Raw genomic sequence first — 16,230 nt, 5'->3', positions numbered from 1 at the left:
GGTTTGTGTCCCCTTCGTCTAGTGGCCTAGGACACCGCCCTTTCACGGCGGTAACAGGGGTTCGAGTCCCCTAGGGGACGCCACGATTACCCGCTTTGCGGGATTTATAAGGGTCATTCGATTATTGAATGACCCTTTTGTTTGTCTGCAGTTTTTTAATTCCAGCTCTTCAAGTTTCCCGTCGCCCCCTCTGCGTTACACTGCGCTCCTTATTTATGTACAGGGAGACAAGGCATGAGTTGGGATTTGGCAGCGCCGTTTATCATTGACCTGCAGGTGCAGGCCGAAGACATTGACGGGTTTGGTCATGCCAATAACGCGTCCTATGTGGTCTGGCTGGAACGCTGCGCTTGGCGCCACTCGCAGCGCCTGGGCTTGGACCTCACCGAGTACCGTCGCCTCGACCGCGCCATGGCGGTCTCCCGTCATGAAATCGACTATCTTGCCAGCGCCTACGAAGGCGATGAGCTGCAGCTAGCCACCTGGATTGTCGATTGTGACCAGCGCCTGCGCATGACCCGTCATTTTCAATTGGTGCGCCCCTGCGATGGTGTGACCCTGTTGCGTGCCCAAACCACCTTTGTCTGCATCGAACTGTCCACGGGCAAGGCCAGGCGCCTGCCGCCCGAGTTCCTTGACGGTTATGGCCCGGCTGTCGTGACGGCCTGACCGTCAGCGCCTGCGCATACCGATTGCCCGCAGAACCGCGTAAACTGCCGCACGTTTTTCATGAGAGTCACCCATGCAAATTGCTTTGGCGCCGATGGAGGGGTTGGTCGACAACATCCTGCGTGATGTCCTGACCCGCACCGGCGGTATTGATTGGTGCGTGACCGAATTTATTCGGGTCACCGAACGGCTTTTGCCCGAAGCCTACTTCCATAAACTCGCTCCCGAGTTGCAGCACAGTGCGCAAACGCGTTCCGGCGTGCCGCTGCGCGTGCAGTTGCTGGGCTCGGACCCGGCGTGCCTGGCCGATAACGCGGCATTGGCCTGTGAGCTGGGCAGCGGGGTGATCGACCTCAATTTTGGTTGTCCGGCCAAGACCGTGAACAAGTCCCGTGGCGGGGCGGTGTTGCTCAAGGAGCCCGAACTGCTGCACGCCATCTTGCTGCAAGTGCGTCGCACCGTGCCTGCGCATATTCCGGTCACCGCCAAGATGCGCCTGGGCTTCGACACGCCCGACAGCGCCAATGAGTGCGCAATCGCCCTGGCCGAAGGCGGCGCCAGCCAGATCGTGGTGCATGCGCGGACCAAGATGGATGGCTACAAGCCGCCTGCGCATTGGGAATACATTGCCCAGGTGCAGGAAGCGGTCAAGGTGCCGGTGTTTGCCAATGGCGATATCTGGTCGGTTGAAGATTGGCGTCGTTGCCGCGAAATCAGTGGCGCTGAAGACATCATGCTCGGCCGTGGTCTGGTGTCGCGCCCCGATCTGGCCGCGCAAATTGCCGCTGCCCGCGCCGGTGTTGAGGTAGTGCCGATGACCTGGGCCGATTTGCAGCCCATGATCCGCGACTTCTGGGCCCAGGCCGAGGCCCAGCTGACCCCGCGCTCGGCACCGGGGCGGCTCAAGCAGTGGCTGGCAATGTTGACCCGCAACTATCCTGAAGCGGTGGTGTTGTTCAATGCCATGCGTCGTGAAACAGACTGTGAGAAGGTCCGGCACATGGTCAACAACCCGCCTGTCGATGTGGCTTGAAGCGTCTGAAAAAAATTTCAAAAAAAGCCTTGAAATGGTTTTGACGGTCCCTATCTAAGGGGTACGCGATGCCGAAACCGGGTCGCGTAACAAAATCTCGCTGAAATCAGGAGGATGAAATTATGAGCAACGCTTTTTCAATGGCGCCACTGTTCCGTAATTCTGTCGGCTTTGACCGTTTTAGTGATTTGTTTGAAACCGCACTGCGCAACGATTCAAGCGGCGGCTACCCACCTTACAACGTTGAAAAACGGGGTGAAGACAGCTACCGCATCGTGGTAGCAGCTGCAGGCTTCCAGCAAGATGATCTGGACCTGCAAGTAGAGAAAGGTGTGCTGAGCGTCAGCGGCAGCAAACGCGAAAGCACCAGCGAAGAAGGCGTGACCTTCTTGCATCAAGGTATTGCACAGCGGGCATTCAAATTGTCCTTCCGCCTTGATGATCATATCGAGATCAAAGGCGCAAACCTGAGCAATGGTTTGCTGAGCATCGACCTGCAGCGGGTGGTGCCGGAAGAGGCAAAAGCCAAACGCATCCCGATCAATGGGGATTCGCAGCCTGCTCTGCAAAACTGATCTGAGCCTGTGCCAGGCAAGAACCCCGTCCAGGTGACGGGGTTCTTTCTATCCGCAGTTTGTAACGAGCAGTACGCAGGCATTTGTCCCCGATCCTCTCCCCGGGGCAAGTGCCTGCATTTCATCTCACCCGTACTTCTTCACTTACCCGCCTGACCTGCTGTCAGCTGGTTTTTCTGCAGGTTTTTTTCGGCTTTGTAGCGCAGGGCTACGTCGGGCACACCGCCACTTTTGCCGGTTTCCACCCAGTTGCGAATTCGACCGGCATCGGCGAAGTGGGTGTACTTGCCAAAGGCATCCAGAATGACCAGGGACACCGGGCGCCCACCCATTTCAGTGACCAGCACCAGGCAATGACCGGCCTGATTGGTAAAGCCGGTCTTGGTGATCTTGATATTCCATTTGTCTTTTCTGACCAGGTGATCGGTGTTGCTGAAACCCAGGCTGTAGTTGGGTTTGCGGAACGCCACGGTCTTTTCCTTGGTGGTGCTCAACTGGCTGAGCATCGGGTAATGCCGCGCCGCTGCCAGCAGCTTGCTCAGGTCGCGGGCAGTGGATACGTTGTGGATCGACAACCCGGTCGGCTCAACATAGTGAGTGCTCATCATGCCCAGGCTTTTGGCCTTGGCATTCATCGCCGCGATAAAGGCTACATAACCCCCCGGATAGTGGTGGGCAAGGCTGGCGGCTGCCCGGTTTTCCGAAGACATCAGGGTGATCAGCATCATTTCGTGACGCGACAGCTCGCTGCCGATTTTTACCCGCGAAAACACGCCCTTCATCTCCGGGGTGTCGCTGATATTGACCGAAATGGATTCGTCCATCGACTGCTTGGCATCCAGCACTACCATGGCGGTCATCAATTTGGTGACGGAGGCAATTGGCACGATGGCGTCAGGGTTGCTGGCAAAAATCACTTTGTTGGTTTGCAGGTCGATCAGCAGCGCACTGCCTGAGGCGATGTGCAGTTGCGAGGTATCCCGTGGGGCCGAAGTGCTTTCAGCCGCTGCGGCGATTGAAGAAGCACTGGTGCCTGCCAGAACTAAACACAGGCTCAAAATGGAAAAATGAATTTTCACGCAGAATGACTCAAGAAGGGTTGGGAAGTACCGGGCTGCAACGGCTGTTATACACATGACGTTACATTTAGTCAGTATGGATCAGTGGCGGCAGAAATGCCTGATTTTGCGGAGGTTTGTCAGAGAAAATCCGAATATACCGGTAAAAAGGTTGGGTGCCGCGGCGAGCCTAGCAGGAGGATGCTGTTGGTTGGCTGAACGGACTGGAGGCTTTGAAGTGCAGGCAGGCAGAGCCTGGTGCGCCACCTGCGAGGGCTTGGCCTCGCAGGCGTGCGTGCTTACGATTCCGGTTGATAATGCAGCAAGTCCCCCGGTTGACAATCCAGTGCGATGCAAATGGCTTCCAGGGTTGCCAGCCTGATGCCCTTTACTTTCCCTTGCTTGAGCAGTGACAGGTTCTGCTCGGTAATGCCCACCCTGTGCGCCAGGTCCTTGGATTTGACCTTGCGCATGGCCAGCATGACGTCCAGCTTGATCTCGATCGGCATTTTGGCCTCTTAAACGAACTGCTGATTTTCCCGCGCCAACGAACACGCCTTGTACAGGCTGCGGGCGATGATCATAAGGGAAGCCGAGAGGAACAAGGCAACAAGATGCGACGGCTCGAAGCTGATCGTGAGCAAGCGCTCGCCCGCAGGCCGCAAAATGGTGACCCAGACACTCATGACCGGGGTTAACAGGAGGCTGGCCAGCACCCATATAGAAACGCTTTTACCCACTTTACCCAGCAGCTCGGCAGATTCGGTCGAGAAATACTCGCCCTTGCTGTAGGCCAGAAACAGGCTGCGCAGGGCCAGCAAGCCTTTGGCGAGTATCAGCAGGGGGATGCTGGACAGGGTTATGGCACCAGCAACCTGCCACCAGGGCATCAACGGGATGTCGGCCTGCAGTGTCTCGGTCATGGCGCTCAGGTTGAACCCGCCCACATAAGTGCCTATGGCGTTGGGGAAAATCCAGTAAGCGATATTGGCCAGCAACATACCCGCGACAAGTGCCAGCGTGGTTGTGGCCAGGATGCGGCTGCGATTGGCAAGGGGATCGGTTTTCATCGAACAGTCCTTCTGGTTCTGCTTGTGGTTGTAAAAAGCCCGGAATCCGCCCAGGGAAAGCGTATTGCCCTGCGCAGTGAAACTATCGTATTGCGATAAAAAATTATTGTAAAACGATAATATCGCCCTCTGTATTAACAAATATTTCCACTGTGCCGATTAGGCAGGGCAGTGCAATTGTGTAAAATGCCGGCCCCTTGAAATTGACCGGTCGGCCTGATGACTCCTGAAGCGTTAACCACCCTGCACCAGCACTTATTGACTGCACTGCAGGCTGTGCCTGCTGAAACCCGGCGTTTGTTCCATGGGCGTGGACGTTGCTGGCCCGGGCTTGAGCAGTTGACGGTGGACTGGTTGCAAGGCGTGGTGCTGGTTTCTCTGTTCAAGGAGCCCGAGGCCCTGCAACTGGCTGCACTCAAGCAACTGCTGCAAGCCATCGTTCAGTCAGCCGCGTGGCAGGCCAGCGGTGCACACACACTGGTGCTGCAACATCGCTATACGCTGCAAAGCGACACCGAGTGGCTGGTGGGCGAGGCAATTGACGAGTGGACGCTGACTGAAGGCGGATTGCGCTATCGCGTGGACCTGGGCCGCAAACAGAACAACGGCCTGTTCCTGGACATGCGTTATGGTCGTGACTGGGTAAGGGCCAATGCCGGGGGCAAGCGAGTGTTGAACCTGTTTGCCTATACCTGCGGTTTTTCAGTGGCCGCCATAGAAGGCGGCGCCCAGCATGTGGTCAACCTCGACATGTCCCGTGCGGCCCTGAGCCGTGGCCGCGACAACCATCGCCTGAACGGGCATGACATGAGCAAGGTGACGTTTCTGGGTCATGAGCTGTTCAAGTCCTGGGGCAAGGTGAAAAGCACCGGGCCTTACGATCTGGTGATCATCGATCCGCCGTCATTTCAGAAAGGCAGCTTTTTGCTGACCAAGGACTACCAGCGCGTGGTGCGCCGCCTGCCGGAGTTGCTCGGTGAAAACGGCACAGTACTGGCGTGCATGAATGACCCGGCACTGGGTTCGGATTTTTTGATCGATGGCGTGACCCGTGATGCGCCGAGCCTGCGTTTTGTTCAGCGCCTGGACAACCCGCCGGAGTTCCCGGACGCCGATGTCGAGTGCGGCCTCAAGGCGCTGGTGTTCAGGCAGGGCGTTTGACAGGCAAAAAAAAGCCCGCAGGGGAGGTGCGGGCAAGGGGTTCATTGAATGAGCAATGAGCGCAGCGAATATACCGCTCGTTGCGTTCGAAGACTGTGAAACAAAATTCATGGTTCTGCGGGTGCTCGTGACCGTAGCAGCTGGCGCAGGAACAAGGCTGCGTCCGGCGGCGAAGCCGTCGTAAAGTCAGAACACAGGTTTTTACAGATAAACCGCATGCTCAGGTTTTACGATCGCTTGGCAATCGAACGCAGCCTCGTTCCTTCGGCAGCTGCTACGCAGGGGTTATTTGGTACGCGACGACTCAAACAGGAACCACACGCGGCGCTCGGCCTCGTCGATCCAGTTTTCCAGCAGGCTGGTAGTCGCCACATCGCCCAGCTCGGAGCACATGTCGTGAGTCTCACGCATATAGGCGGCCAGCTGGATATTGTCTTCGCGCAGTTCTGCCAGCATGTCTTCCGGTGTCACGAAGTCGGCGTCGTTGTCCAGCAGGCGTTGCAGCTTCTTGATGTGGCCGATGGAGCGGATTGTGGTGCGCCCCAGCTTGCGCACACGCTCGGCGATGGCATCGGTGGTCGCGTAGATCTGGTCAGCCTGCTCGTCGAGCAGCAGGTGGAAATCACGGAAGTGCGGGCCGGACATGTGCCAGTGGAAATTCTTGGTCTTCATGTAGATGGCGAAGGTGTCTGCGAGCAGCGCGTTCACTTCGGCTGCGATATCGATACAGGCTTTTTCGCTCAGTGCCGTAGGTGTCCGCAGATCGGCCTTTCTGCTTTCCTTGGCGGATTTCAGGTCTTTCATGGTGGTTCCTCGTGGCAGCGGTTGATCGGAATTAACGTCTCTTGAATGCGGCTGACTAAAGACCAGGTTTGCTCTCTCGTCAAACGCGGCGGGCTGTTTTCACGCGGTCCGCGTCAAGTTATGAGGGCAGCAGAGCAAGATCGTTCAAGACTTTTTACCCTGATGTTGCGACCCTTTGCCGCTGCTTACTGCCGGAATGTTTTTGATGCCTGATGCCCTTGCTCGAACCGCGTTTATGCGCGGCGCAATTGCCTGCCTGCCGCTGACCCTGGCGTGTGCCCCCTGGGGGCTGCTGGCCGGTTCCACCGCAATCGATGCCCAGTTGACCCCCGCGCAAAGCCAGGGGCTGTCACTGTTTGTGTTTGCCGGCGCGGCGCAACTGGTTGCCATTGGCATGATCAAGGGCGGTGCCAGTGCGATTTCGATTCTGGTCACCACCTTGCTGCTGACCTCGCAACACTTGCTCTATGCCATGCACTTGCGCCCGCTGGTGGCGCCGCTCGAGCCCAAATGGCGCTTCGGGCTGGGCTTTTTGCTCACCGATGAGTTCTTTGCCCTGGTCAGCCCCTTCGACCAGAATACCTTCAATCGCTGGTATGCCCTGGGTGTGGGGCTGTGCATGTATGTGGGCTGGAATATTTTCACCCTGCTGGGCGTGGTGCTGGGCAAGAGCATCCCGGGGCTGGATCAGCTAGGGCTGGAGTTCTCGATCGCGGCCACCTTTATCGCGTTGATTACCCCGGTGGTGCGCAATATCCCGACCGTGGTCTGCGTGGCGGTCTCTTTGTTCACGGTGGTGGTGTTCAGTCACTGGCAGTGGGAGTCGGCGATTGTGCTGGCCGGGTTGGCGGGTATGGTCGCGGGCTATGCCTGCAAGCGGCTGGGAGGGTACTGGGCATGATCTGGGCAATTATTGGCGGGATGACGTTGATCCTGTTTTTCAACCGCTACCTGTTTCTGGAACCACGCTTGCCGATTCGCCTGAATCGCGGGGTGAAGGAGTTTTTGGGCTTTGCCGTACCGGGGATGCTGACGGCGATTTGCGGGCCGATCATTTTCGTCAAGGACCATCAGCTGGATCTGAGCCTGGCCAACCCCTACCTGCTGGCCGGGTTGTGCGCCATCGGGCTGATGCTGTGGAGCCGCAATGTGCTGCTCAGTGTCGCGTTGAGTGTGGCGCTGTTTTATCTGTTTCGCTGGTGGCTTTGAGCTGGGCGGCGGCGCGCGAGGTAAACGGGCCGCTGACGGCAACGCCGTCACTGACCACATACCAGCATGCCAGCAGGCCGTCGGCACGCAGCGGGGCGGGAACGGCACTGCCGATCACCGACATGACATGAATCTTGGGCATACAGACCTCCTTCAACAATGGCGCTACCTTACGGGCTGTGCCGCTGCGCAAGAAATCATTGCGCGTGATAGTGGTCATTGATGTCGATGAGGTGTCAGTCAACCACCTGATCGAGCATGTGCATCACTTCCTGATCACTCAGCAGCCCTTCGCGAACCAGGTGCTGGGTCAGCAGGGAGAGCAGTTTGGCGGTGCGGTGACCTTCGAGCTGCTTGAGCTCGGTCAGAGTGTTGTACACCTTGCTGGAGGTGCAGAGCCCGACGATATGGTGCGGGTTTTGTGTAGGCATAAAGGTCGTCCTTGTTTTTATGAATGTGCCGATTGTTGCGCCAGCCAAGCTGCATGATGCCGCAGTCCGGGGCGTTACGGTGTCTTGTCCGCGACATTCACATGATCTATCCGGACCTGCCGGCAGCTGTCCAAGCCTGCCGGCTGCCAGCACCGGTTACCAGCGCGGCGGGCCGTAGTAACCCCGTGGCGGACCGTAGTACACCGGTTGCGGTCGACCGTAGTAGCCCTGATAGTAAACGGGCTGGGGCGGCTGGACATACACCGGTTGCGGTTGGTAATAAACAGGTGGGGCCTGTACGTAAACCGGCTGTGGCTGCACATACACCGGTTGCTGCACATACACCGGGCGCTGTTCGTGGCCAGCGATAACCGAGCCAACCACCGCGGCACCCACCACCGCGCCAAAAATTGCAGGCCCGGGGCCCCAGCCACCATGGGCCGATGCCTGCCCTGCAACAGCCAGGGTGCCGATAAGCAAAGCGATTTTGGGGATGCTACGCATCATGACGATTCCTCGAATTCCCGCCCCGACGATTCGGCCTGCACCAGACCGCAGTTAAAGCCGGGGATAACATTAAGACCGTATTTATTTTAAAAACTGCGAAGCGCCCGGGTAAATTTTGTGTAAGGTCTGCGGGCGCTGAGACGATTCAGCGTTGGCGCTCCACTATGATCCAACAAAACTCCCGGTACGGCTTGTGCCGTCCATCTAAAAGCATTCAGCAAGGAGATGAGCATGCAAATGAATCCGGACAAAGACACCCGACTGTGCATATCGTTGTCGGGTCGACCGGGTAATTTCGGGCTGCGTTTTCATAATCATCTATACGAACAACTGGGCTTGAACTTTTACTACAAGGCCTTCAGCAGCAAGGATCTGGCGGGCGCAGTGACCGGTATCCGGGCATTGGGCATTCGTGGTTGCGGCGTGTCGATGCCGTTCAAGGAGGCCTGCATCGAGCTGGTGGACGAACTGGACACGTCAGCCCGGGCCATTGCCTCGATCAACACCATCGTCAACACCGACGGCCACCTCAAGGCCTATAACACCGACTACATAGCCATTGCCCAACTGCTGGACAGCCATAAAGTACCCAAAGACACGACCTTTGCCCTGCGCGGCAGTGGCGGCATGGCCAAGGCGGTGGCATCGGCCCTGCGCGATGGCGGTTATCGCAATGGCCTGATCGTTGCGCGCAACGAGGCAACAGGGGCGGCGCTGGCGGCAAGTTGCGGTTATGAATGGCAGCCTGAGCTGGGCGAGCGCAGGCCGCACATGCTGATCAATGTTACACCTGTCGGCATGGCGGGCGGGGCCGAGGCCGATGATCTGGCTTTCGAGGCAGATGCCATTGATCGTGCGGATATTATCTTCGACGTGGTGGCGATCCCGGTTGAAACACCCCTGATCGTGCGCGGTCGTGCCCAGGGCAAGCAGGTCATCACCGGGCTTGAGGTTATTGCCATTCAGGCCCTGGAGCAGTTTGTGCTGTACACCGGTGTGCGGCCCACCGCCGAGCAGTTCCAGGCGGCCGTGGCATTCGCGCGCAGCTGATGGCGATTGGGGGCGAGTGAGCTCGCCCCCAAAACGCTTTTACTCCAGCTCTGCCAGACGGGCTTCGAGGGCTGCAATGCGCGCCTCAAGGGCTTCGAAACGCTCTATAGAGACTGCCTGCGCGCTTGAGCGTTCTGCAGGTTGCTGGCGTGCAGTCATGATGGTTTCGATATCGGCCGGGTCGCCCAGGGCGTGCATGTAACGGTCTTCGCGTTGGCCGCTCTGACGCGGTACCAGCAGGGCCAGGTCGCGGGCAATCAGGCGTTCCAGCTGATGCTGGACCTGTTCGGTGTCTTCAAAGTCGTGCATGCGCGAACTGCGGGTCAGCAACTCGTTGAGGGTTTGCGGACCGCGCAGGAACAGCAGGCCCAGCAACACCACTTGCGCAGGCACCAGCTCCAGCGCCTTGTCGACCTTGTGTTCCCAGCGATCAGCGCGGCTGCCCATCACCAGGCGGGTAAAACCACGCCCTTCGAGGACGCGCAGGCTTTGCCCGACCTGGCCCTGGGTCAGGTTGAGCACCGGCTCGCGGCTGGTTTTCTGGTTGCACGCCAGCACCAGGGCATTGAGCGTCAGCGGGTAGGTTTCCGGGTTGGTGGCCTGTTTCTCGATTAGGGAGCCGAGAATACGGATCTCGGTACTGTTGAGCAGAGGTCCTGCGTCAGCATCGTTTGGTACCTGTTCTGAGAACTGATCAGCGGGAACGTCCATTTTCATCTCCAATTTGAGTAACCGTTGCCAGCGACCATTGTGGTGTTTTTTGCGCGGTAGAGCGACTGGCATCTAGCCCCGTCTGTGGCAGAGAGTCTTTTTGCGTGTCAGCGGTTAACCACTTTGGCAGGCAGCGCGATCACCAGCAGGCAGCTCACTAGCAGGCAACTGGCGAAGAACCACAGCGCGCCGGAACTGCTGCCCGTTACGTCGATGGCGATACCCATCAGGGAATTGCTCACCAGCCCTGCGATATTGGCCAGCGAACACGCGAGGGCGAAGCCGGTAGCGGCAGCACGGCCCTTGAGAAAGGTGGCCGGCAAGCTGAAAAACACCGGTACGGCGCCAATGATGGCGGCCGAGGCAATGGCAAACAGCAAAACGATCACAAGCAGGTTGTCGCTGAAAAAAGTGCTGGCTGCCATCGCGGCCGCGCCAATCACAAAGGGCACAATGATATGCCAGCGGCGTTCTCGATGGTGGTCGCTGCTGGCGCCAATCATTAGCATGCCGATCAGGGCGGCAACGCTGGGCAGGGCGGTGAGCAGGCCAATATGGAAGTTGTCGGCCACACCGGCGTTACGGATAAACGTCGGCATCCAGAATGCCATTGCGTAGGCGCTAAGCAGGATGGAGAAGTCGATACCCCCCAGCATCCAGATCTTGAGGTTAAAGAACCCGTCGCGAAAACTGTGCTTGCTGTTCTGGCCTTCGGCGTTGTCCTGGTGCAGTTGCTGTTCCAGTAACGCTTTTTCGTCGGCGTTCAGCCATTTTGCCGTGTGATGGCTGTCTGGCAGAACCCAAAAGGTCAGGATGCCCAGCAGTACGCTGGGGATCGCCTCAAGCACAAACAGCCACTGCCAGCCGCGCAGCCCCGCCGTATTGTCGAAGGCGACCATGATCCAGCCCGACAGTGGCCCGCCAACGACACTGGACAGCGGCATGCCGATCATAAACAGGGCAATGATGCGGCCCCGTCGCTGGGTCGGGAACCAGGTGGTCAGGTAATACAGCACCCCGGGCAGAAAACCGGCTTCGGCCACCCCCAGCAGAAAGCGTACAACATAGAACTGGGCAGGCGTGGTGACCAGCAGGGTGCAGGCCGAAAGCAGGCCCCAGCTGATCATGATCCGGGCTATCCAGACCCTGGCGCCGACTTTCTCCAGAAGCAGATTGCTGGGTACCTCGAACAGGATATAGCCGACAAAAAACAGCCCCGCCCCCAGGCCAAATGCCGTTTCGCTGAACTGCAGGTCACCTAGCATCTGCAATTTAGCGAAGCCGATATTGATCCGGTCCAGATAAGCGGCCAGATAACAGAAGCAGAGAAAGGGAATGAGTTTGCGGGTGATTTTGCGATAGAGCGCCTGGGTCGGGTCCGCTGCTGGAGCTGTAGAGGGATGAGCGGAGGGCATATGGGTGTCCAGGGGCTGAGCTTGGGGTTGATCTTCATACACCAGATGGGCGCTGGCGTGTCTATAATCGGCGCACATTGCATTCCTGCCCACAGACTGTCGAGACTTCCATGACTATCTCTCTGTACGCCGCTTCCGTTCCAGTGTTCAAACAAATGCTCAACGCCCTGAGCGGTGTGCTGGCCAAGGCTGAAGCTCACGCAACGGCCAAGAACATCGACCCGAGCGTGTTTTTGCAGGCGCGCCTGGCCCCGGACATGTTCCCGCTGGTGCGTCAGGTGCAAATCGCCGTTGATTTCACCAAGGGTGTTTCGGGCCGTCTGGCTGAAATCGAATTGCCAAAATATGACGACAGCGAAGTGACCTTTGCCGACCTGCAAGCCTTGATCAGCAAAGTGCTGGCGTTTGTCGACGGGATCAAGCCAGAGCAAATCGATGGCAAGGAAGGCATCGAAATCATCACCCGTCAGGGCACGCCTAAAGAAAAACGCTTCACTGGCCAGGCTTACCTGCTGACCTACGGCCTGCCGCAGTTCTTCTTCCATGTGACCACGGCTTACGCGATCCTGCGCCACAATGGTGTTGAGATCGGCAAGCGTGACTACATGGGCGCGTTCTAATCAAGCGCACTGTGTCAGCGCCTTGGTCATTCAGACCTACCGGGTTGTAAGCATCGCAGGCAAGCCAGCTCCCACAGGTTCATTGGCACCCTCAGCGTCAGGTGCTGGCCTGATCCACTGTGGGAGCGGGCTTGCTCGCGATGGCAGCGCCCCGGTTATTTAGACAGACCGAGTTGCAAGCATCGCAGGCAAGCCAGCTCCCACAGGTTCATTGGCACCCTCAACGCCAGGTGCTGGCCTGATCCACTGTGGGAGCGGGCTTGCTCGCGATGGTAGCGCCCCGGTTATTTAGACAGACCGAGTTGTAAGCATCGCAGGCTTGCCCGCCCACATGGCCTCAGCCCTGTTGCAGCGGCTTGTCTTCCTGGGCCATACAGGCCGCCGCAGTAAAGAGTACGTCGGTGGAGGAGTTGAGCGCGGTTTCCGCCGAGTCCTGCAGGATGCCGATAATGAAGCCCACGGCCACCACCTGCATGGCAATCTCGCTCGGGATGCCGAACAGGCTGCACGCCAGCGGAATCAACAGCAGCGAACCGCCCGCCACACCCGATGCGCCGCAGGCGCAAATGGCTGCAACCACACTCAGCAAAATAGCAGTCGGAATATCGACCGCAATCCCCAGTGTATGCACGGCAGCCAGGCTCAACACGGTGATGGTAATCGCCGCGCCCGCCATATTGATGGTGGCCCCCAGCGGGATGGACACCGAGTAGGTGTCTTCATGCAGGCCCAGACGCTCGCTCAACGCCATGTTCACCGGAATGTTGGCCGCCGAACTGCGGGTGAAAAACGCGGTAATCCCGCTTTCGCGCAGGCACAGAAATACCAGCGGATACGGGTTGCGACGCAACTTCCAGAACACAATCAGCGGATTGACCACCAGCGCCACAAACAGCATGCAGCCAATCAACACTGTGAGCAGGTGCATATAACCCAGCAGGGCACCGAAGCCCGAAGAGGCGAGGGTGGCAGCCACCAGGCCGAAAATGCCCAGCGGTGCAAAGCGGATAACTACGCGCACGATCAGGGTGACACCGTTGGACAGGTCATTGAGTACGGTGCGGGTAGTGTCGCCGGCATGACGAATGGCAATGCCCATGCCGATGGCCCACGCCAGGATGCCGATAAAGTTGGCATTCATCAGTGCGCTGACCGGGTTGTCGACCACACTCAACATCAGGCTTTGCAGTACCTCGCTGATACCCCCGGGGGCGGTAATGGCGATGTTCTCGGTGGCCAGTACCAGATTCGACGGGAACAGCATGCTGGCGATAACGGCCACCACAGCAGCAGCAAAGGTGCCGAACAGGTACAGAACCAGAATCGGGCGGATATGGGTTTCCTGGCCGTGCTTGTGGTTGGCAATCGAGGCCATGACCAGTACAAACACGAGAATCGGCGCAACGGCTTTCAAGGCGCTGACGAACACCTTGCCGATAAAGGCCACCGAAAGCGCTGCCGAGGGCGCAAGCCATGCCAGCAAAATACCTGCAATCAGACCGATCACAATCTGGGTTACCAGGCTGGTGCGCATGAGCTTTTGCAGCAGGGTAGGTGGAGCGTCAGTCATAAAGGTTTCTCTAGTTGTTCTGGGTAGCGCATTGAAAAACTGTGGGGCGATCGGCGGCAAACGGGCAGGCTGATCGACGCAAGTCGGCGGGATACGAACTTTATCATAGACGTGTAGGTGCTTTCCTACGCAGGGGCAATCTGCCACATCCGTGGTTGAACTTGTTTCGGGTTACATCGCTTCAAGGTGAAGCATTCTGTTACCATTGCTCATCCCCCACTTTTCTTCAAATCAGCGGGCCTTTCGGGCTTTCGCTGGCCTCGTTGTCTCTGGAGTTATTCATGCTGTTGCCCATCCTGCTGCTGTCTGCGGCCGGCTTTACCGTGCTCACCACCGAATTTGTCATCGTCGGCCTGCTGCCTTCGATAGCCCGCGACTTGGAGGTCAGCGTGCCCCAGGCCGGTTTGCTGGTGACCTTGTTCGCCTTTACGGTCGCTGCCCTCGGGCCGTTTTTGACCGCCTACTTTGCGCGTTTTCAGCGCAAGCGCCTGTTTATCTCGATTTTGCTGATGTTCGCCTTCGCCAACACCGTGGCGGCGCTGGCGCCGAACATTTGGGTGATGGCTTTTGCGCGGCTGCTGCCGGCATTGGGGTTGCCGGTGTTTTGGGCTCTGGCTAGCGAAACGGCGGTGGATATCGTAGGCCCGGATTACGCCGGGCGGGCGATTGCCAAAATCGGCTTCGGCATCGTTTGTGCGACGGTATTTGGCATTCCTGTAGGCACCCTGATCTCGGATGCTTGGGGCTGGCGCAGTGCCTTCGGTATTCTGGCGGTGGTCGCCCTGGCCAAGGCGCTGTTGCTGTGGATCTATTTACCTGTCACCCGGGCAGTGAAAGAAAGCGTCACCCTGAGTTCGCAGTTTGCCCTGCTGCGCAGCCCATTGATGATTGGCCATATCGTGTTGTCCGTTCTGGTGTTCAGCGGCATGTTTACGGCCTACACCTATCTGGCCGATATTCTTGAGCGCCTGGCAGGCTTTGACGGCACGCTGGTGGGGTGGTGCCTGATGGGCTTTGGCGCCGTAGGCCTGATCGGCAACTCGTTGGGCGGGCGCATGGTGGATCGCCATCCGCTGATCGCCTCGATGGTGTTTTGTGCCTTTATGATCGGCGGCCTGGTGGCGCTGGTGCCGAGCATTCACTCAACCCTGGGCCTGGCGGCGGCCATGGGCATTTGGGGGGTGACCCAGGCGGCCATGTTTCTGGTCAGCCATGTGCGGCTGATGAAAGTTGCCCCCCATGCCCCGGCATTTGCCGCGTCGCTGAACATTGCCGGGGCCAATCTGGGGATCGGCCTGGGTGCGATGGTGGGGGGCCGGGTAATCGATAGCTATGGCCTGGGTAACCTGGGGTTTGCTGCCGCCGGGTTTATCCTGGTATCGATTCTGCTGGCGCTGGTGCTGATGACTGCCAAGGCGCCGCCAGTGTGTGCTAGCGCGGGGTAAACAACTCGCGGCGTGCCCCCTCGGTAATTGCAACGATGCCGGGGTGGCGGATCTTGCGCTCCACGGTAATGGCGTAGAAGGATTCGGTGACCGCCTCGGTGTGGCCGATCAGTTCGACATCAAACTGACGCATCACTTCCTGGGCAATCACGCTGGGTGCGATAAAGACGCCGATCCCCGACTGACCAAAAGCCTGCATCAGCGCGCTGTCATCAAATTCCCCCACGATTCGCGGCTGGATCTGCTGCTCGGCCAGCCAGCGCAACAAGCGGCTGCGCAGCATGGTTTCGGGCCCGGGGATCAGTAGCGGCGCGCCTTGCAGGCAATGCGGAAAGTTTTCGGCATAGTCTTGGGCCAGCGTCGCAGTAGCAAAAAAACTGATGCCGCACTCGCCCAGTTTTTGACTGAAACCCTTGATATCCAGGTGCGAAGGCATAGGGCTGTCGGAAATTACCAAATCAAGACGCTGAATAGCGAGGTCCGCGAGTAGCCGGTCAAGCTTGTCTTCGCGACAGGTGATGCGAATCGGTTTATCCAGCTCCATGGTCGGAGCAATCAGGCGGTACACAATCGACTTGGGCACCACGTCGGCCACACCCACTCGAAACAAGATCTGTTGTTCCTTGGGCGCCATGCGCAGCATGCTTTCCAGTTCACTGCCGACCTGAAAGATCTGCTCGGCATAAGGCAGCACCTGGCGTCCGGTCTCGGTCAGCTCCAGTTGGCGTCCGACCCGGCGAAACAACGGCAGGCCATAGGTGTCTTCGAGCAGGCTGATTTGCCCGCTGATCGTCTGCGGCGTGAGGTTAAGTTGCTCGCAAGCGCGAACAATGCTGCCGGTCTTGGCCACGACCCAGAAGTAATGCAATTGGCGGTAATTAAGCATCAGCGTCGCAACACTT

Annotated in this window: 20 protein-coding genes and 1 tRNA gene; 10 read left to right on the top strand and 11 right to left on the bottom strand. The window is 58.3% G+C overall.

Annotation, left to right across the window (positions count from 1 at the left end; all coding sequences use genetic code 11):
- The first annotated feature begins 7 nt into the window (after nt 1-7).
- From FHL07_RS21435 to FHL07_RS21420, 4 genes are all read left to right on the top strand, one after another.
- Nucleotides 8-83: transfer RNA gene (locus FHL07_RS21435), tRNA-Glu, on the top strand.
- Nucleotides 84-234: 151 nt separating this feature from the next.
- Complete coding sequence (locus FHL07_RS21430; protein ID WP_095002275.1) at nt 235-669, top strand: acyl-CoA thioesterase; 435 nt, start codon at nt 235-237, stop codon at nt 667-669.
- A 73-nt stretch (nt 670-742) separates the two neighbouring features.
- Nucleotides 743-1,702 carry a tRNA dihydrouridine synthase gene (locus FHL07_RS21425; protein WP_138738897.1) on the top strand — a complete coding sequence of 320 codons (960 nt, stop codon included), beginning with the start codon at nt 743-745 and terminating at the stop codon, nt 1,700-1,702.
- A 122-nt stretch (nt 1,703-1,824) separates the two neighbouring features.
- Nucleotides 1,825-2,277 carry an Hsp20 family protein gene (locus tag FHL07_RS21420; RefSeq protein ID WP_016780349.1) on the top strand — a complete coding sequence of 151 codons (453 nt, stop codon included), beginning with the start codon at nt 1,825-1,827 and terminating at the stop codon, nt 2,275-2,277.
- A 140-nt stretch (nt 2,278-2,417) separates the two neighbouring features.
- Here FHL07_RS21420 and pbpG read toward each other — a convergent pair whose 3' ends face one another.
- The 3 genes from pbpG to FHL07_RS21405 all read right to left on the bottom strand — a co-directional run bounded on the left by pbpG (nt 2,418) and on the right by FHL07_RS21405 (nt 4,405).
- A complete protein-coding gene (pbpG, locus tag FHL07_RS21415; RefSeq protein WP_095021194.1) occupies nt 2,418-3,356 on the bottom strand; it encodes a D-alanyl-D-alanine endopeptidase in 939 nt (312 codons plus the stop codon).
- A gap of 278 nt (nt 3,357-3,634) precedes the next feature.
- Entirely contained in the window at nt 3,635-3,844 is a 210-nt protein-coding gene (locus tag FHL07_RS21410) for a helix-turn-helix domain-containing protein (protein WP_095002278.1), read from the bottom strand.
- Nucleotides 3,845-3,853: 9 nt separating this feature from the next.
- A complete protein-coding gene (locus tag FHL07_RS21405) occupies nt 3,854-4,405 on the bottom strand; it encodes a DUF2975 domain-containing protein (protein ID WP_095018964.1) in 552 nt (183 codons plus the stop codon).
- A 219-nt stretch (nt 4,406-4,624) separates the two neighbouring features.
- Between FHL07_RS21405 and FHL07_RS21400 the strand changes: the two genes are divergently transcribed.
- A complete protein-coding gene (locus FHL07_RS21400; RefSeq protein ID WP_095024552.1) occupies nt 4,625-5,566 on the top strand; it encodes a class I SAM-dependent methyltransferase in 942 nt (313 codons plus the stop codon).
- Nucleotides 5,567-5,851: 285 nt separating this feature from the next.
- Here FHL07_RS21400 and FHL07_RS21395 read toward each other — a convergent pair whose 3' ends face one another.
- Nucleotides 5,852-6,370, bottom strand: coding sequence for a Dps family protein (locus FHL07_RS21395; protein ID WP_095002281.1), 519 nt, complete (start codon nt 6,368-6,370; stop codon nt 5,852-5,854).
- A 205-nt stretch (nt 6,371-6,575) separates the two neighbouring features.
- Here FHL07_RS21395 and FHL07_RS21390 point away from each other — a divergent pair, with 205 nt between their 5' ends.
- Together FHL07_RS21390 and FHL07_RS21385 are read left to right on the top strand one after the other, a co-directional pair.
- Complete coding sequence (locus FHL07_RS21390) at nt 6,576-7,271, top strand: AzlC family ABC transporter permease (protein ID WP_095002446.1); 696 nt, start codon at nt 6,576-6,578, stop codon at nt 7,269-7,271.
- On the top strand, nt 7,268-7,579 hold the full coding sequence (locus FHL07_RS21385) for an AzlD domain-containing protein (protein ID WP_095002282.1): 312 nt from the start codon (nt 7,268-7,270) through the stop codon (nt 7,577-7,579). Before FHL07_RS21390 ends, FHL07_RS21385 begins: the two co-directional genes overlap by 4 nt.
- Here the strand turns inward: FHL07_RS21385 and FHL07_RS21380 are convergent.
- The 3 genes from FHL07_RS21380 to FHL07_RS21370 form a co-directional block, all read right to left on the bottom strand.
- A complete protein-coding gene (locus tag FHL07_RS21380; protein ID WP_095002283.1) occupies nt 7,527-7,721 on the bottom strand; it encodes a hypothetical protein in 195 nt (64 codons plus the stop codon). The genes FHL07_RS21385 and FHL07_RS21380 overlap by 53 nt on opposite strands.
- Nucleotides 7,722-7,815: 94 nt before the next feature.
- Nucleotides 7,816-8,010 carry a hypothetical protein gene (locus tag FHL07_RS21375; RefSeq protein WP_016780355.1) on the bottom strand — a complete coding sequence of 65 codons (195 nt, stop codon included), beginning with the start codon at nt 8,008-8,010 and terminating at the stop codon, nt 7,816-7,818.
- 156 nt (nt 8,011-8,166) lie between these two features.
- Entirely contained in the window at nt 8,167-8,517 is a 351-nt protein-coding gene (locus tag FHL07_RS21370; protein WP_095002284.1) for a hypothetical protein, read from the bottom strand.
- A 231-nt stretch (nt 8,518-8,748) separates the two neighbouring features.
- Here FHL07_RS21370 and FHL07_RS21365 point away from each other — a divergent pair, with 231 nt between their 5' ends.
- Nucleotides 8,749-9,567, top strand: coding sequence for a shikimate 5-dehydrogenase (locus FHL07_RS21365; RefSeq protein ID WP_095021191.1), 819 nt, complete (start codon nt 8,749-8,751; stop codon nt 9,565-9,567).
- Between the two features lie 39 nt (nt 9,568-9,606).
- Here FHL07_RS21365 and FHL07_RS21360 read toward each other — a convergent pair whose 3' ends face one another.
- Nucleotides 9,607-10,278: a YceH family protein gene (locus tag FHL07_RS21360; RefSeq protein WP_138738896.1), complete on the bottom strand. Its 672-nt coding sequence runs from the start codon at nt 10,276-10,278 to the stop codon at nt 9,607-9,609.
- Nucleotides 10,279-10,385: 107 nt separating this feature from the next.
- Nucleotides 10,386-11,693: an MFS transporter gene (locus FHL07_RS21355; RefSeq protein WP_095002447.1), complete on the bottom strand. Its 1,308-nt coding sequence runs from the start codon at nt 11,691-11,693 to the stop codon at nt 10,386-10,388.
- 110 nt (nt 11,694-11,803) lie between these two features.
- Here FHL07_RS21355 and FHL07_RS21350 point away from each other — a divergent pair, with 110 nt between their 5' ends.
- Complete coding sequence (locus FHL07_RS21350; protein ID WP_016780360.1) at nt 11,804-12,313, top strand: DUF1993 domain-containing protein; 510 nt, start codon at nt 11,804-11,806, stop codon at nt 12,311-12,313.
- Nucleotides 12,314-12,650: 337 nt separating this feature from the next.
- Here the strand turns inward: FHL07_RS21350 and sstT are convergent, their stop codons facing one another.
- Nucleotides 12,651-13,883, bottom strand: a complete 1,233-nt coding sequence (gene sstT / locus FHL07_RS21345) for a serine/threonine transporter SstT (protein WP_138738895.1) — start codon at nt 13,881-13,883, stop codon at nt 12,651-12,653.
- A 281-nt stretch (nt 13,884-14,164) separates the two neighbouring features.
- Between sstT and FHL07_RS21340 the strand changes: the two genes are divergently transcribed.
- Nucleotides 14,165-15,328, top strand: a complete 1,164-nt coding sequence (locus tag FHL07_RS21340) for an MFS transporter (protein ID WP_095024555.1) — start codon at nt 14,165-14,167, stop codon at nt 15,326-15,328.
- Here the strand turns inward: FHL07_RS21340 and nhaR are convergent.
- On the bottom strand, nt 15,315-16,214 hold the full coding sequence (gene nhaR, locus FHL07_RS21335) for a transcriptional activator NhaR (RefSeq protein ID WP_095002289.1): 900 nt from the start codon (nt 16,212-16,214) through the stop codon (nt 15,315-15,317). The two genes, FHL07_RS21340 and nhaR, sit on opposite strands and share 14 nt — an antisense overlap.
- Nucleotides 16,215-16,230 lie beyond the last annotated feature (16 nt).

Origin of the sequence: Pseudomonas sp. FSL W7-0098, from assembly GCF_005930585.1 — a bacterium.
GTDB classification, from domain to species: domain Bacteria; phylum Pseudomonadota; class Gammaproteobacteria; order Pseudomonadales; family Pseudomonadaceae; genus Aquipseudomonas; species Aquipseudomonas bubulae.
This window is presented reverse-complemented; position numbering and strand designations above follow the sequence as displayed.